18 protein-coding genes are annotated in these 15,063 nt (G+C 72.5%); 10 read left to right on the top strand and 8 right to left on the bottom strand.

The window, feature by feature from the left end; all coding sequences use genetic code 11:
* Positions 1-112: 112 nt before the first annotated feature.
* Positions 113-793, bottom strand: a complete 681-nt coding sequence (locus G3I54_RS31230) for an HSP18 transcriptional regulator (protein WP_164619513.1) — start codon at positions 791-793, stop codon at positions 113-115.
* Positions 794-931: 138 nt separating this feature from the next.
* On the opposite strand from G3I54_RS31230, the gene G3I54_RS31225 reads away from it, so the two are divergent.
* The 3 genes from G3I54_RS31225 to G3I54_RS31215 all read left to right on the top strand — a co-directional run bounded on the left by G3I54_RS31225 (position 932) and on the right by G3I54_RS31215 (position 2,412).
* The gene (locus tag G3I54_RS31225) at positions 932-1,363 is read left to right on the top strand and encodes an Hsp20/alpha crystallin family protein (RefSeq protein ID WP_164619511.1); all 432 of its coding nucleotides are present in this window, start codon (positions 932-934) and stop codon (positions 1,361-1,363) included.
* A gap of 97 nt (positions 1,364-1,460) precedes the next feature.
* On the top strand, positions 1,461-1,859 hold the full coding sequence (locus tag G3I54_RS31220; RefSeq protein ID WP_164619509.1) for a DUF2267 domain-containing protein: 399 nt from the start codon (positions 1,461-1,463) through the stop codon (positions 1,857-1,859).
* Between the two features lie 115 nt (positions 1,860-1,974).
* The gene (locus G3I54_RS31215) at positions 1,975-2,412 is read left to right on the top strand and encodes a DUF2267 domain-containing protein (protein ID WP_164619507.1); all 438 of its coding nucleotides are present in this window, start codon (positions 1,975-1,977) and stop codon (positions 2,410-2,412) included.
* A gap of 74 nt (positions 2,413-2,486) precedes the next feature.
* Here the strand turns inward: G3I54_RS31215 and G3I54_RS31210 are convergent, their stop codons facing one another.
* From G3I54_RS31210 to G3I54_RS31200, 3 genes are all read right to left on the bottom strand, one after another.
* Positions 2,487-3,956, bottom strand: a complete 1,470-nt coding sequence (locus G3I54_RS31210) for a SulP family inorganic anion transporter (RefSeq protein ID WP_164619505.1) — start codon at positions 3,954-3,956, stop codon at positions 2,487-2,489.
* A gap of 72 nt (positions 3,957-4,028) precedes the next feature.
* Complete coding sequence (locus G3I54_RS31205; protein ID WP_164619502.1) at positions 4,029-4,625, bottom strand: carbonic anhydrase; 597 nt, start codon at positions 4,623-4,625, stop codon at positions 4,029-4,031.
* 316 nt (positions 4,626-4,941) lie between these two features.
* Positions 4,942-5,595, bottom strand: a complete 654-nt coding sequence (locus G3I54_RS31200) for a class I SAM-dependent methyltransferase (protein ID WP_164619500.1) — start codon at positions 5,593-5,595, stop codon at positions 4,942-4,944.
* A gap of 151 nt (positions 5,596-5,746) precedes the next feature.
* Between G3I54_RS31200 and G3I54_RS31195 the strand changes: the two genes are divergently transcribed.
* Entirely contained in the window at positions 5,747-6,016 is a 270-nt protein-coding gene (locus tag G3I54_RS31195; RefSeq protein ID WP_098026669.1) for a hypothetical protein, read from the top strand.
* A gap of 56 nt (positions 6,017-6,072) precedes the next feature.
* Here the strand turns inward: G3I54_RS31195 and G3I54_RS31190 are convergent, their stop codons facing one another.
* Entirely contained in the window at positions 6,073-7,971 is a 1,899-nt protein-coding gene (locus G3I54_RS31190) for an ABC transporter ATP-binding protein (RefSeq protein WP_164619498.1), read from the bottom strand.
* Positions 7,972-8,174: 203 nt separating this feature from the next.
* Between G3I54_RS31190 and G3I54_RS31185 the strand changes: the two genes are divergently transcribed.
* Both G3I54_RS31185 and G3I54_RS31180 read left to right on the top strand, forming a co-directional pair.
* Positions 8,175-8,969 carry an SDR family oxidoreductase gene (locus G3I54_RS31185; protein WP_164619496.1) on the top strand — a complete coding sequence of 265 codons (795 nt, stop codon included), beginning with the start codon at positions 8,175-8,177 and terminating at the stop codon, positions 8,967-8,969.
* 74 nt (positions 8,970-9,043) lie between these two features.
* The gene (locus G3I54_RS31180) at positions 9,044-9,757 is read left to right on the top strand and encodes a ribonuclease H (RefSeq protein WP_164619494.1); all 714 of its coding nucleotides are present in this window, start codon (positions 9,044-9,046) and stop codon (positions 9,755-9,757) included.
* A 74-nt stretch (positions 9,758-9,831) separates the two neighbouring features.
* Here the strand turns inward: G3I54_RS31180 and G3I54_RS31175 are convergent, their stop codons facing one another.
* The gene (locus G3I54_RS31175) at positions 9,832-10,239 is read right to left on the bottom strand and encodes an ATP-binding protein (RefSeq protein ID WP_164619492.1); all 408 of its coding nucleotides are present in this window, start codon (positions 10,237-10,239) and stop codon (positions 9,832-9,834) included.
* Positions 10,240-10,425: 186 nt separating this feature from the next.
* On the opposite strand from G3I54_RS31175, the gene G3I54_RS31170 reads away from it, so the two are divergent.
* Together G3I54_RS31170 and G3I54_RS31165 are read left to right on the top strand one after the other, a co-directional pair.
* Complete coding sequence (locus G3I54_RS31170) at positions 10,426-11,259, top strand: Scr1 family TA system antitoxin-like transcriptional regulator (RefSeq protein WP_164619490.1); 834 nt, start codon at positions 10,426-10,428, stop codon at positions 11,257-11,259.
* 70 nt (positions 11,260-11,329) lie between these two features.
* The gene (locus tag G3I54_RS31165) at positions 11,330-12,433 is read left to right on the top strand and encodes a PP2C family protein-serine/threonine phosphatase (protein WP_164619488.1); all 1,104 of its coding nucleotides are present in this window, start codon (positions 11,330-11,332) and stop codon (positions 12,431-12,433) included.
* A 12-nt stretch (positions 12,434-12,445) separates the two neighbouring features.
* Here the strand turns inward: G3I54_RS31165 and G3I54_RS31160 are convergent, their stop codons facing one another.
* Positions 12,446-12,661, bottom strand: coding sequence for a hypothetical protein (locus G3I54_RS31160; RefSeq protein WP_239144663.1), 216 nt, complete (start codon positions 12,659-12,661; stop codon positions 12,446-12,448).
* Positions 12,662-12,794: 133 nt separating this feature from the next.
* Between G3I54_RS31160 and G3I54_RS31155 the strand changes: the two genes are divergently transcribed.
* Together G3I54_RS31155 and G3I54_RS31150 are read left to right on the top strand one after the other, a co-directional pair.
* On the top strand, positions 12,795-13,061 hold the full coding sequence (locus tag G3I54_RS31155; protein WP_164619486.1) for a WhiB family transcriptional regulator: 267 nt from the start codon (positions 12,795-12,797) through the stop codon (positions 13,059-13,061).
* Positions 13,062-13,148: 87 nt separating this feature from the next.
* Positions 13,149-13,475 (top strand): YkvA family protein, encoded by a 327-nt coding sequence (locus tag G3I54_RS31150; protein ID WP_164619484.1) that lies wholly within the window; start codon positions 13,149-13,151, stop codon positions 13,473-13,475.
* Positions 13,476-13,564: 89 nt separating this feature from the next.
* Here G3I54_RS31150 and G3I54_RS31145 read toward each other — a convergent pair whose 3' ends face one another.
* Positions 13,565-14,920 (bottom strand): DUF6777 domain-containing protein, encoded by a 1,356-nt coding sequence (locus G3I54_RS31145; RefSeq protein ID WP_343240475.1) that lies wholly within the window; start codon positions 14,918-14,920, stop codon positions 13,565-13,567.
* Positions 14,921-15,063: the final 143 nt, after the last annotated feature.

The following is a 15,063-nucleotide window of genomic DNA, read 5'->3' as shown; positions in this document are numbered from 1 at the left end:
TCGCGGCCGCAGCGGCAGCCGTAGTCGCAGCCCTGGTCCTACGGTCGGGAAGCGGCGTGGCCGACGAGCGTGCGGGTCCGGACGGAGGCGTCCGGGCCCGCCGCGCCGTGGTTCAGCCGCTCCGCCGTCGCGTGGCCGTGTCCTCGCGCAGTCGGCTGGTGTGGCGGGTGAGCGAGTCGACGCGGTCCGCCAACTGCCGGTGCTCCGGCGCGAGATGCGGATGGAGCGCGGTGAGCGGCGTGACCAGGTCGGCGGCGTCGTCGCCGCCGAGCGCTCGCCGCAGCCGGTCCAGCGACGGATCCGCCGAGGTCGGCAGGCCGGTCAGCGCGATGATCTGCCCGGCGAGGGACCGCAGGTCCGCCGCGTTCTGCCGGGCCCACGCGGTGATCGACCGGTCTCCGGCCCGGCGGTCCCGCGTCGCCCGCACCCGTTGCTCGCCGGTGCTGCCCGCCGAGCCCGGGCGCAGCCGCAGATAGCGTCGCTCGGCGGCCTGGCGGCTGGCGACCCCCAGCGGGTCGGCGAGGTCGGCCCAGCTGGCTCCCGCCTCCCGTGCCGCCTCGATCAGTCCGCTCTCCCAGCCGGCCAGCCGCTCCCGTACCTCGCGCAACAGCTGGAGCGAGGCCAGGGCCTGGGCTCGTTCGGTGTCCGGTGCGGAGCCGGTCGTACCCCCGGCGTCGGCGTGCGCGTCACGGACCGCTTCGTCGATGGCCTTCAGGGCCGCGGACGCGGCGAGGAAGGAGACGGCGTCCGGACCTGGACCGCGGGCCTGCTCGGGCTGGGCTGGTGTGGACACGGGGACTCCTCGGTGTGCTCGAAGATGCTGTCATCCTTTCGGCGACACATGCGTTTGTCATCGAATGGATGACATGCTACAACGGTGTCAGGTGAAAAGCGCGGGCTATTCGCCCGATCGACTGGAGGTGTTTCCGCCATGCTGATGCGTACCGACCCCTTCCGCGAGCTCGACCGGATCACCGAGCAGCTCCTGCGCCCCGGCACATGGTCGCGGCCCTCGGCGATGCCGATGGACGCGTACCGAGAGGGCGACGAGTACGTGGTGGCCTTCGATCTTCCCGGCGTCTCGCCGGACGCGATCGACATCGACGTCGAGCGGAACATGCTGACCGTCAAGGCCGAGCGCCGACCGGCCGTGAACGCCGACAACGTACAGATGGAGCTCTCGGAGCGCCCGCTGGGCGTCTTCTCCCGACAGATCGTCCTCGCGGACACGCTCGACACCGAGCGGATCGACGCCGATTACGACGCGGGTGTGCTGACTCTGCGCATCCCGATCGCCGAGCGCGCCAAGCCGCGCAAGATCGCCATCGGCGGTGCCGCGCGGCACAAGGAGATCAAGGGCTGACGGAGGTCGGCCCGCGACAGCGGCGAGGGCCGGGACGGATCTCCCCTTCTTCCTCCGGTCCCGGCTCCCGCCCGCATCACCCGAGGGGGCGGCTGACGTGACGCTGCGATGGGAGGCGTTCCTGGACCGGATCCAGGAACGCGGCGAGTACGAGACGCGGACGGAGGCCGAACGCGCCGCGCGCGTCGTCCTGGCCCTCCTCGGCGCACACCTGGTCGGCAGGGAACGGGCCGAACTGGCCGCCAGGCTCCCCGAGACCATGGCGCTGATTCTGCTCAATCCGCTCCAGGCCGCCGAACCGCTCTCCGCGGAGCGGTTCGTGCGCGCGACCGCGGCCTGGATCGAGGGAGCCGGCGAACAGACAGCCCTGTGGGACGTCGGAGCCGTTCTCAGCGTCGTCGCGGACGCGGCCGGCGAGGAACTCACCCGGCGCATCCTGCTTCAACTGCCACCCGACTACGACGTGTTCTTCGGCGGGCAGACGAAGAACACCTGACCTGATCCACCTAGGGCCTTTCGTTCGGATCAGGCCGGGCTCGCGGGCACCGGCCCGATCCGGACGAAAGGCCCTGGCTTACCCATTCCCACCGACGAGAAGGGCTGCCGCCACGATGATCCACGACCCTCGGAACGCCGACGCACCGGCGGGCATGACGACAGGCCGTCTGCTGGAGAAGATCCGCTACGAGGGCGCCTATCCGACATGCGAACGCGCCGAGGAGAGCCTGCGCGCGGTACTGGGCGCGCTCGGCCGTCAGGTCACCGGCGACGAACGCGTCGCGCTCGCCGCCGCACTGCCCAGAGAGGCCGCTCTGGTCTTCACCGCCGAAGTTCCGGCGGTGCGGCAGCTCTCCGGAGCCGCCTTCGTCCGTGATCTCGCCGAGCGCACCGGAGGCACTCCGGCGACCGCGCGGTGGGACGCAGGCGTCGTCCTCAGCCAGATCGCCGCAGTGGTCGGCGACGACCTCATCGCTCGGATCGTCGCCCAACTGCCGCCCGGCTACGCGCTCCTCTTCGGCCGCGCCGAACTCCTCGCGCAGGCCGCCTGATCCGGTGACTTCGTGGCGGCACCGGAACCGGTGCCGCCACTCGCTGGATCTGCTCGCCGCCGCCCGGGCAGGAGCTACCGGCGGATCGTCACCGGCTCGATCTCCGCGTTGTTGTGCCGGCGCGCCCAGTTCTCCAGGGCGACCCGGCAGGCGTGGTCGAGATGGCGCAGCCCGGTCAGGTCCAGCTCTATGGGCTGATCCTGCGGGAGCTGCTCCAACTGCTCCAGGATGCGGGGCAGTCGCAGGAAGGTGGCGTTGCCGGTGAGGGTCACCACGACCCGGCCGCCGGTGAGTTGGTGGGTGGTGAGCTGTACGTGCGAGGTCTCCCAGGCCGACTTGACCACGGCCAGCAGCAGGCCGAGCACGACCCCCTCGAAGAGGTTGGTCACCACGATGGCGATCGCGGTGATCGCCAACAGCACTGCCTCGCCCCGGTGTTCGCGCCACAGCGGGCCGAACTCCTTCGCGGGCACCAGCTTGCACCCGGCGTGCACGAGGATCCCGGCGAGTGCGGCCAGCGGGATGATCCCGACGGCGGCCGGCAGCAGCGCGGCGAAGAGCAGCAGCCACAGACCGTGGGCGATCCGGGAGAGCGCGGTGGTCGCCCCGGCCTGGACGTTGGCGGCGCTGCGGACGATGACCGCGGTCATCGGCAGTGCCCCGAGCGCCCCGCAGATGGTGTTGCCGACGCCCTGGGCCACCAGCTCCTTGTCGTAGTCGGTACGGGGGCCGTCGTGCATCCGGTCGATGGCCGCCGCGCTGAACAGGCTCTCGGCCGAGGCGATGAGGGCGAAGGCCAGCACGGTGCCGATGACCGCCACATCGGCGAGCCGGGCGAACTCCGCCCCGCCGGGCGGGGCGATGGCGTGCAGCAGTCCGTTCACATCGGCCACCGCGGGCCGCAGCCCGGCCAGGGAAGCGACGGCGGTGGCGAGCGCGACCGCGGCCAGGGGCGCCGGGACGATGCGCACGGTGGCCGGGAGTTTCGGCCACAGCAGCAGCACGGCGACTGTTCCGGCGCCGAGGCCGAACGCGGTCAGGGCCTCCTGGTTGGTGACGATCTCGGCGGCGAGACCGGGGAGTCCGGCCAGCTTGGCGAGCCCGCTGCCCGGCTGTTCGGTGTCGGCCATGGCGTACACCTGGCCGAGCACGATGATCAGGCCGATGCCGGCGAGCATGCCCTGCACCACGGAGACGGAGATGGCGCGGAACCAGCGGCCGAAGCGCGCCAGGCCCAGCACCACCTGGAGCAGTCCGGCGGCCAGCACGATCGGACCGAGCGTGCTGAGGCCGAACTCCTTGACCGCTTCGAAGACGAGCACGGTGAGTCCGGCGGCGGGTCCGCTGACCTGGAGCTTGCTGCCCGGCAGAAAGCCGACGACGAGCCCGCCGACGATGCCGGTGACCAGGCCCAGTTCGGCCGGTACTCCGGAGGCGACGGCGACGCCGACGCACAGCGGCAGCGCGACCAGGAAGACGACGAGTGACGCCAGCAGGTCACGTCGTACGACGTGGGGGTTCTTGAGTTCCTTCGCGGAGATCACGGGTGGATTCCCTTGTCGATACGGTCGTGCCCGGCCGGGGCCGGGCACGTGAGGGTGGGGGGAGGGAAGCCGTCAGAGGCGGGCGAACTCGGTCGCGCGCTCAGGCCGGTGAACGCTGATGGAACCGGTGTCCACTTCGTAGTACCAGGCGTGCAGGCCGAGGGAGCCCTCGGCGAGGCGCTCGCGCACCGCGGGGTAGCCCCGCAGGGTGTCGAGCTGGGCGAGGGCGTGGGCCTGGATCGCCCCGGGGAGGTCGGCGGGGTCCGCGGCCGGATCTCTGCCGTCCGTGGAGTGCTCCAGCCAGTGGCGGACGGCGGGCATGGCGGAGAGGTCGTCGCCGCGGAACACGGCGCCCACCGCGCCGCAGTGGGAGTGCCCGCACACGATGATGTCGCGCACCTGGAGCATGCGCAGCGCGTACTCGATGGTCGCGGCCTCGCCGGTGGGCCGGTCCTGCGCGGGGTAGCGCGGCACGATGTTGCCGGCGGTGCGGAGTTCGAAGAGCTGTCCCGGGCGGGCGCCGGTGAACAGCGAAGGGACGACACGTGAATCGGAGCACGTGACGAAGAGTGCTTCGGGGGTCTGGCCGTCCGCGAGACGTTCAAAATCCTTTGCGTTCGCGGCGACGTGCTCGGTGAATGTCCGGGCGTGGTCTACGAGGGACTGCATGGTGGCCTGCCTCCTGCATCCGGCGGTGCCGGGGAGCGGTGTGGTCGGGTCATATTGACGAATGTGCTGTTTGTATCCGTATGAATGTTCGGAATGGGGGAGGTGTCTCACCTCGCGGTATGCCGGATGGCAGCCGTCATGAGACTCACTCCGGTCGCTCCTCGCGGATACGACTACAGCTGAGCATATAGACCAGAACTTTGCTATCGCATTACCTTCTTGTGAAGGAACGCGAATGCGCCATCCTTGTCATTCATTCGGCTTGTTCTTTGTGATCGCCAATGGTCAAGGCGTGCCGTGTGGGAACGCTGTGCCGTTAGTTGCGGCGGCCGTGCAGGAACAGGTGCGGCTCCGGTGCGCCCGCCGGATGGTCCGGAGTGAACAGCGCGCTGTGCGTCCACTCCACCGAGACCCCCGCCCGCACGATCAGCGCGGCGAACTCCTCGGCCCCGAAGCTGGAGACCCGCACCGGCTGCCCCATGAACACCGCGTCGACGTCCGCGACGTCCACCGGCACCGTCGCGACGGCCAGCAGCCCGCCGGGCCGCAGCGACCGGGCGAGCCGCTCCAGCAGTTCGCCCTGCTCGCCACGCGACAGCTGCAGCAGCGAGAAGTACACGCAGACCGCGTCGAACTCGGCTTCGTCCAGGGGAAGATCACGGATGTCCGCGCACCGGAACTCGGCCCCCGGCACCTGCCGGGCGGCGAGCGCGCACATCACCGGCGACACATCGACGCCCAGCACCCGGTGCCCCGCCTCCGTCAGGGTCTGCGCGGTGGGCCGGCCCGTCCCGCTGCCCACGTCCAGCACCCGGCTCCCCGGCGCGAGGTCCGCCAGCAGTCTCTCCAGCGAGGCGCGATGGGCGGCCGAGGAGGCGAAGGCCTGTTCGTACTCCGCGCCCAGCGCGTCGAACACCGCGGCGGCAGGACTTCCGTGACCCTCGCCCATACGTCCCTGGCTGTCACCCATCGAGGCGGTCCTTCCGTGCTCCAGCGGCCGACCGGGAGCCATGTGCCCGGCCGCTGTGAGCGTCCCCCCGCGAGCGCCTGAGTATGCAGGTCCTGTGCCCCTGAGTACCTTCCCCGATGTTCAGGACCACGGGCCGCTGTTCGATGGCCGTATGACCTCCGAAGCGCCGCGCCGCCCCCGTATCCAGCACGTCACGACCGCCGGTTCCGCCCTGGCCGTCACGCTGCTCCCGCTGGTGGTCGGCGTGCTGCTGGCCAAGACCATGGCGGCGGACCCGATGACGTCGGTGAACGCGCTCGTCACCAACGGCGGGCACCGGCCGCGGGTGTCGCCGAAGGAGTGGCGCCGGTGCGGCGGCCACGCGCTGCGCCGACTGCGTACCGCCGAGCGGCCGTCTCTCACCCGCATCGGCACACGCTGACGCCGTCCGGCCGGTGAGATCCGGCCGAACGGCGGGGGCGGGGGCGGGGCGCCGGGTCAGTGGGCCGGCTGGACCTGTCGCTTCCCGTCCGACGGCGGCCGCTCGAACTGGGTGCGGTACAGCTGCTCGTACCGCCCGCCGGCCGCCAGCAGCTCGGTGTGCGTGCCGTTCTCGACGACCCGGCCCGCCTCCACGACCAGGATCCGGTCGGCCGCCCGTACGGTCGAGAGCCGGTGGGCGATCACCAGGGCGGTCCGGCCCGCCAGTGCTTCGGCCAGCGCCTCCTGAACCGCGGCCTCCGAGGTGGAGTCGAGGTGCGCGGTCGCCTCGTCGAGGATCACGACCCGCTGACGGGCCAGCAGCAGCCGGGCGATCGTGAGCCGCTGGCGCTCCCCGCCGGAGAGCCGGTAGCCGCGCTCGCCCACCACCGTGTCGAGCCCGTCCGGCAGCGAGGCGATCAGCCCGTCGAGCCGCGAGCGGCGCAGGGCGTCCCAGATGTCGTCCTCGGATGCGTCGGGCCGGGCGAGCAGCAGGTTGGCCCGCACCGACTCGTGGAAGAGGTGCCCGTCCTGGGTGACCATGCCGAGCGTGTCCCGGATCGAGTCGGCGCTCAGATCGCGTACGTCGACACCGTTGAGTCGTACGGAACCGGCGTCCGCGTCGTACAGCCGGGGCAGCAGCTGCGCGATCGTCGACTTGCCCGCACCGGATGAGCCCACCAGGGCGATCATCTGGCCCGGTTCGGCGCGGAAGGAGATGTCGTGCAGGACCGGTGTGCCGCCCCGGTCGTCGAGCGTGGCGACCTCCTCCAGCGAGGCGAGGGAGACCTTCTCGGCGGTGGGGTAGCCGAAGGAGACCCGGTCGAACTCCACGGAGACCGGACCCTCCGGCACCGCTCGGGCGTCCGGCTTCTGTTCGATCAGCGGCTTCAGGTCCAGGATCTCGAAGACCCGCTCGAAGCTGACGAGCGCGCTCATCACCTCGACCCGCGCCCCGGCCAGCGCGGTGAGCGGCGCGTACAGCCGGGTCAGCAGCAGCGCCAGCGCCACCACGGCCCCCGGTTCCAGGCTGCCGCGCAGGGCGTAGAAGCCGCCGAGCCCGTAGACCAGGGCCAGTGCCAGGGCGGAGACCAGGGTGAGGGCGGTGATGAACGCCGACTGGGCCATCGCCGTACGGATGCCGATGTCACGCACCCGGTCGGCGCGGGCGGCGAACTCGGCCGACTCGTCGGCGGGCCGCCCGAAGAGCTTGACGAGCGTCGCGCCGGGTGCCGAGAACCGCTCGGTCATCTGGGTGCCCATCGCGGCGTTGTGGTCGGCCGCCTCCCGCTGGAGTCCGGCCATCCGGGCGCCCATCCGGCGGGCCGGCACGACGAACACCGGGAGCAGCACCAGCGAGAGCAGGGTGATCTGCCAGGAGATGGTGAGCATCACCGCGAGCGTCAGCAGCAGCGTGACGAGGTTGGAGACGACGCCGGAGAGGGTGTTGCTGAAGGCCCGTTGCGCGCCGATCACATCGTTGTTGAGCCGGCTGACCAGGGCGCCGGTCCGGGTCCGCGTGAAGAAGGCCACCGGCATCTTCTGCACATGGTCGAAGACGGCGGTGCGCAGATCCAGGATCAGCCCCTCGCCCAGCGTCGACGACAGCCAGCGGGTGAGCAGACCGAGACCGGCCTCGACGACGGCGATGAGCGCGATGAGCAGGGCCAGCCGGGTGACCGTACCGGTGTCCTCGCCGTTCACGATCGCGTCGACGACCTTTCCGGCCAGCACCGGGGTGGCCACCGCGAGCAGCGCGGTCAGGACGCTCAGCAGCAGGAAGCGGTAGATCCGCCGCCGGTGCGGCCGGGCGAAGAGCACGATGCGGCGCAACGCCGCCCGGGAGAACGGCCGGCGGTCCTGCTGGGCGTTCATCGCGCTGTGCAGCGAATGCCACGCGGTGACTTCCATGTCCATGGGGCGCTCCGAAATCTGATGGCCTGCGGATGGCTGACGGTGTGCGGATCCCGTCGGCCGTACGGCCCCGGGTTCACTCGGAACGCTAAGACCTCAACAATGGTTGAGGTCAAGCGGATGCGGTGCGGCGGTGCGAGCCTGGGAGGCGAGAGGCCCCATGGACCCGGGGCCGGTTCGGGCGAACAGGCAAGGGGAGAAGCGGCGTGCGCATCGATCTGACGGGCAAGAACGCGGTGGTGACCGGCTCCTCGCAGGGCATCGGCCTCGCCATCGCGACCGGGCTGGCCGAGGCCGGCGCCGAGGTCGTCCTCACGGGACGGAACGCGGGCCGGCTGGACGAGGCGGCGGCGACCCTGCGCACAGCGGTGGCGGACGCCTCCGTCGTGACGGTGGCCTGCGACCTGACCGCCGAGGAGGGCGCCGAGCGGCTGTACGCGGCCGTGCCCACGGCCGACGTCCTGGTCAACAACCTCGGCATCTTCGGATCCAGGCCGCCGCTGGAGATCACCGACGCGGAGTGGCGGACGTACTTCGACACGAACGTCCTCAGCGCCGTCCGGCTGATCCGGCACTATCTGCCGGGCATGACCGGGCAGGGCTGGGGGCGGGTGCTGAACATCGCCAGCGACTCCGCGATCGTGATCCCCGCCGAGATGATCCACTACGGCATGTCGAAGACCGCGCTGCTCGCCGTCTCCCGGGGTTTCGCCAAGGAGGCCGCCGGTACGGGCGTGACGGTGAACTCCGTGATCGCCGGACCCACGCACACCGGTGGCGTGGAGGACTTCGTCTACGAGCTCGTCGACGAGGAGCTGCCCTGGGACGAGGCCCAGCGCGAGTTCATGCGGCTGCACCGCCCGCAGTCCCTGATCCAGCGGCTCATCGAGCCCGAGGAGATCGCCAACCTGGTCGTCTACCTCAGCTCCGCGCAAGCCTCGGCGACGACCGGTGCGGCCGTGCGCGTCGACGGCGGTTACGTGGACTCGATCGTGCCCTGAGCGCGGTGGCCACGGCGACCACGGCGGTCGCCCGGCCGGTCGGAACGGTCATGCGGGGCTGGCATGATCGGAGGATGAACGAGAGCATCATCGCCGCGTGTGACGGGGCGTCGAAGGGAAATCCGGGACCGGCCGCCTGGGCGTGGGTCGCCGCCGACGCACAGGGCAATCCGGTGCGATGGGAGGCCGGTCCGCTCGGCACCGCGACGAACAACGTCGCCGAGCTCACCGCCCTGGCTCAGCTGCTGGAGTCCACCGATCCGGCGGTGCGCGTCGAGGTGCGGATGGACTCGCAGTACGCCATGAACGCCGTGACCAAGTGGCTGCCGGGCTGGAAGCGCAACGGCTGGAAGACCTCCGGCGGCAAGCCCGTCGCCAACCGTGAGCTGGTCACCCGCATCGACGCCCTGCTCGCCGATCGCTCGGTGACGTTCCGCTATGTGCCCGCGCACCAGGTGAACGGCGACCCGCTCAACGCCCTCGCCGACCAGGCCGCCAGCGAAGCCGCCGTGGCCCAGCAGCCGGCCGGTACGGCGCACGGCGCCACCGCACTGCCGGTGCCCGCGCCCGCGCGGTCCACGAAGGGCCGCGCGGAGGCGTCCGGCGCTTCGGGCGGCACGAAGGAGCGCGGCGCCGCGGGCGCGGCCCGGAGCGGGCGGTCCACCGGCACCATCAAGGCGCGCTTCGCGGGCCGGTGCCACTGCGGAAAGCCGTACGCGGCCAAGGAGCCGATCGCGAAGAACCCCAACGGCTGGGGCCACCCGGAGTGCCGTACCGCTCCCGCCTGACCGCGCGAGGAAGCCACGAGGGAGCGCTCAGGGGGCGGCCCGGACCGCTCGGACGGGAAGGCCGTGGGCCAGGCTCAGACGTCGGCCCAGACGAGGCGGCCCGCCAGCGCGGCGCGGGTGCCCCAGCGGGCGGCCAGCGCGTCGACGAGCATGAGCCCTCTGCCGTCCTCGGACAGGCAGTCGAGCGAGTCGTCGTCCGGGCCGCCCATCGCCGGGACCCCGGCGACGGGAAGGCCCGTCGAGTCGCCCGGGGCCGCCGGGGCAGGGATCCGGGCCCGGCCGCGGTTCCACACGCAGATGCGCACGCCGTCCGTGGAGCGCAGGAGCCGACAGCGGATCCGCCGGGTGCTGGTGTGCTGCACGGCGTTGGTGACCAGCTCGGTCACTATCAGCGCCGCCGCCTCGATCCGTTCGGCCGGTTCGCCCCAGGCCCGCATGGCCTCCTGGACCCGGTGACGCGCCTCCGGCACGCCTCCGGGCAATCGGGGAACCCACCAGCTGTGCGCACCTCGGGAACCTCCGGCACCTCGGACACCTCCGTCATCGGGGGCGCGCTCCACGCAACTGACTATTTCCGACATGTATGCACTCTCGACGCAAAACGCATACTTTGCAAGCGACAGAGTGTGTAATGCTCCGCCCCGGGGCTCGACGGAGAAGGTATGCGCATGCGAGCCCGTTCAGGTCCCACCGTGGAGCACCGCGTCCTCGCGGTCCGCCTCCGCATGCTGCGAGAACGCGCGGGCATCAGCCTGCGGGCCGCGGCCGAGGCGCTGGACGCCCACCCCGCCACCGTCCGGCGCATCGAACGCGCCGAGACCGGCCTCGACGCCCGGCAGGTCGGCGAACTGCTCCGCTGCTACGGCGTACCGCCCGCCGTCGCCGAGCCCATCATGGCCGGACTCGGAGCCGCGAACCTGCCCGGCTGGTGGCACCGCTGGCGGGACGCGATGGAGAGCTGGCAGCAGGAGGTCATCGGCGTGGAATCCTCGGCGAGCCTCGTACGGACCTGGCACCCGGCGCTCGTGCCCGAGCTGCTGCGTACCCCCGCGTACGCCGCCGCACTCCACCGTACGCAGTACCCCGACGACAGCCCCGCCCGCCGGGAGCGCCGCGTCGAACTGCTGCGGGAGCGCCGCCGCCGCATGTGCGAGCGCGGGGCCGCCCTCTGGGCCCTGTTCCCGGCAGTGGCCCTCCACACGCGGGTCGGCGACCGGGAGACCATGGCGGAGCAGCGGGCCGCGCTGGCCGAGGCGATGAAGGAGCAGCACGTCACCGTCCAGGTGGTGCCGATGGACCACCCGCCGCATGCCCTGACCGGCGTACCGCCGCTGCACATCTTCCGGGTGCCCGCACCCGAGATCGGGGACCAGGCGGTGCTGGAGACCCCGGGCGTGCGGGTCGACCTCATCGACGATCCCGAGGCCGTGACGGCCCACCGCATCCGGCTGGACGCCGCGTGCGCCGCCGCGCCCGGCCCCGGGACCCCGCTGCCGGAGTGAGCCGACCCGGCGCGGCCCACCCGGCCGCCGCCGGGATGCGGCGGGCCCCGACGCCGTACAGCGTGGGGGAGTGGTGCAGCTGCGCAGGGCCCAGTGGATCCCGGTCGGGGTCGTCGTGCTGGCTGTCGTGCTGGACCTGGTGACTCCGCCCGACGTCACCTCCGCGCCGCTGCTGATGGCCGCGCCCGTCGCCGCCGCACCGCTGCTGCGGCTGCGCGGCATTATCGCGATCGGCGTTCTCGCCATGGCCGTCCACGCGGTCCTCGCCTGGGTCGACGGCACCTTCGGGTGGAAGCGCGGCGTCGCCAACCAGCTCACCCTTCTGGCCGTAACCGTGCTGGCCGTCCTCATCAACCGCGCGCTGGAGGGCCAGCACGCGCGGACCCGGCGCGCCCGCCATATCGCCGCGGTGGCCCAGAGCGCCGTCCTGCCCAGACCTCCGTCGCGCCTCGGCGAGCTCAGGATCGCCGCCCGCTACGTGCCCGCCGAGGACGAGGCCACCATCGGCGGCGACCTCTACGTCGTCCAGGACACTCCGCACGGTGTACGCGTGATGGTCGGGGACGTCCGCGGCAAGGGTCTCGGCGCGGTGAGCGCGGTCTGCGCCGACCTGGGAGCGTTCCGGTACGCCGCCGACGAGGCGGAGGACCTGCCGGGCCTGGTGTCCTCGCTGGAGCGGGCCCTGCTGCGCGAGGGCGGCCGACGCGGCGGCCAGGAGGAGGACGAGGGGTTCACCACCGCGCTGATCGCCGAGTTCGCCGAAGGCCTCGACGCCGTACGGGTCGTCAACCGGGGGCATCCGCCGCCGGTGCTGCTGGACGCCGAGGGCCGGGCCACCGTGCTCGAACCGTCCGAGGAGGCGCCCCCGCTCGGCATGAGCGCCCTGGGGACCTGGTCGTCCCCGGTCGACACGTTCCCCTTCCCGCCCGGCGCCACCCTCGTCTGCTACACGGACGGGGTCACCGAGGCCCGCGACGAGTCCGGCACCTTCTACGACGCGTCCGTCCGGCTGCCCTTCCTGGTCCACCACCGGGCGCTGATCGGCGACCCGGCGACCCCGGCGCAGATCCTCCACCTGCTGATCGAGGACGTCGGGCACCACACCGGCGGCCGGATCCAGGACGATCAGGCGCTCCTCGCCCTGCACCGGCCCCGGATCCGGCCGCGCCCGTAGCGGCCGCTCCGGTCAGGGGGCACGGCACGGAGCGCGGTCGACGAGGGTGCGCAGCGCGTCCTCCTGGCGGGCCGCGCTCCGCGGATCCCCGGCGCGGCTGTAGGCGGAGACGGTGACCGCGCGCCGGCCGTCCGTGGTCGTCGCCGCCCGGACGACGTATCCGAAGCCGCTTCCGCCGTGCCCGCGGTAGCCGCCGCCCGGAACTGGTGCCGGCCGGATGGACAACACGCCCAGCACCTTCCCGTACGACCCACCCGCCGCTACGTGTTTGAGGCGCCGTTCGTCGGTCACCCGCACGGAAGACACCTACGGCAAGTGACTGACGACGTATCGACATCGGGAGTGAGCAGAGTTGAGCAGCATGGAGAACTGGCGCCTGCACGCCGCCTGCCGGGAGGAGGACCCCGACCTGTTCTTCCCCATCGGAAGCACCGGACCCGCCGTCGTCCAGACCGCGGAGGCCAAGGCCGTCTGCCGGACCTGCCCCGTACAGGCCGCCTGCCTGGAGTGGGCCCTGGAGAACGGCCAGGACTCCGGCATCTGGGGCGGCCTGTCCGAGAACGAGCGGCGCGCCCTGAAGCGTCGCAGCCGCAGGCGGGCGGAGTCCCGCGGGCGCGGCACGGCCTGACCCGCGCCGCCGGAATTCTCGGGTCCGGAGCACCGGCAGCGCCGCGACGGGTTCGTCATCCGGGGACGAGTGGGTACACGATGAGCCATGGACACCACCGTTTGGCTCGTTCTCGGCGCCGTGGCCGCGCTGCTCATGCTGGCCCTGGCCGTCGTGCTGCTGGTGCGCGTCTTCAAGGCCAGGAAGCTGCTGGTCGACGCCGGGATCCCGCTGCGGAGCAAGGCGCTCGTCTGGGCGGCCGTCATCTACACCGTGTCACCGGTCGACCTGCTGCCCGACCCCGTCTACCTCGACGACATCGGCTTTCTGCTGGTCGCCCTGCGCTCCCTCCACTCGGCCGCGTCGGCCGCCGGGGTGCGTACGGGTACGCGGACGAAGACCCCGGTGGAGAGCCGCCCCGACGCCGTGAGCTGAGGCGACGACCGGCAGGACTCTCCCGAGGCCTTCCGTCCCGGGGCCCGCTGCCCCGCGACCCTTCCGAGTCTGCGGCTCCGCGCGATTTCCTAACCGATCGCGGGCGCGCCCTGCGGCGACGTTCCCGGTCCCGGATCCTGCGGCTCCGGCGAGTCCGGGGCGGGCGGCTGCGGGGCCGACTGCGAGTCGGGCGACCCCGGCGGGTCCTCCGGCGCGGGCTCGGTCGCTGGGTCGTCGGGCGGCGGCTCCGAGGTCGCCGGGCCGTCCGGCGGGGGCTCGGAGGTCGCCGGATCGTCACCGGGCCGCGACGCCGGGTCGTCCGGCGAGGACTCCGACGGAGTGGCCCCGGACGACGAGGGGCAGGGGTCCGATCCGGGCGGGCAGGGGGACTCGGAGGCGTCCTTCGGCGGGTCCGTCTTCTTGTCGCCGTCGCCCGTGTCACCGGCCGGCCGCTTGAACCAGTCGCCGTTCTCCGGATCGACCATCACGAACTCTTTCACCGGCTTCTCCGACGGCTCCACCACGACCACGTCGGAGGCCCGGTAGCCCGGCCACGCCTTGCCCACCTGCCGCGGATCGTCCTGGGCCACGGGCGGCAGCAGCGGGTTCCCGCAGGCACACCGGACCCTGGGCACGCCCCGGTCGTCGACCAGGACCGCCGTACCCGCCTGGAGCACCGCCTGGTAGGCGTTCGCCTCGCCGTCCTGGTAGCCGTGGTTGGTGACGCGGGTGTCCATGCGCAGCGTCACGGGGGTGAGCCCCCGCAGATAGCCGGGGACGGCGGACGGCTCGATGTCCTGGACCGAGGCGAAGGCCCGGGTCTTGTCCGGGGCCGCCCCCAACACCTTGATCTGCTGCTCCACATCGCAACTGGCGACCTTGCGGGTGCCCCCGTACAGACCCGGGGCGGCGCCGTCCACGCCACGCGTCACCTGCGCGCCCGTCCTGGACGCGCTCGGCGCGACGGAGGGGCTGGCCGTGCCGGGCTCGGGGTCGCTCTCCTTGGCCGTGGACTCCGTGAACGGATCCGGTCCGGACTCGCCCGCCGCCTGGAGGAACACCTCACCGCCCGCCTTGGACCCGCCGTCGGGCCGGGTCAGGACGACGACCAGCACCACCGCCGCGACCAGAGCCGTCGCGATCGCCGCGATCCGGGGCACCGAACGCCACCAGGGGCGGCCCGGCCCGGACCCAGGGGCGGCGCCCGAGCCGCCTCCCGGGCCGCCGGGACCACCGCCGCCGGAAGGACCCGAGCCACCCGAATCGCCGCCGTCGCCCCCGCCGCCCGAACCGTGCGGGCCGCCGTGGTCGCCGCCGCTGGGCGGGCCGGGCGGCGGCCCGGTCACGGTCGGAGGCGGCGGTGTGGGGCCGTCCTGCGAGGGGCCCGAGAGCGGGCCGGACGGCGGACCTGTGGGGCGGCCGGATGGCGGCGGTCGGTCACTCACGGGCTCTACTCCCCGATCTCGGTACCCGCTCCGGACGTCCTTGCCCGGTCCCGTATCCGTACCAGGGCCATAAGCCGACAATCCGGAGCATTTCGCACCATTGTCTGTTCCGCACCGGCGGTCCCCGCAAGCGGAGGGAGGGA

Origin of the sequence: Streptomyces sp. SID14515 (assembly GCF_010548505.1) — a bacterium.
Taxonomy (GTDB): domain Bacteria; phylum Actinomycetota; class Actinomycetes; order Streptomycetales; family Streptomycetaceae; genus Streptomyces; species Streptomyces caviscabies.
The sequence above is the reverse complement of the archived record's forward strand: the minus strand, read 5'-3'. Positions and strand labels throughout refer to the sequence as shown.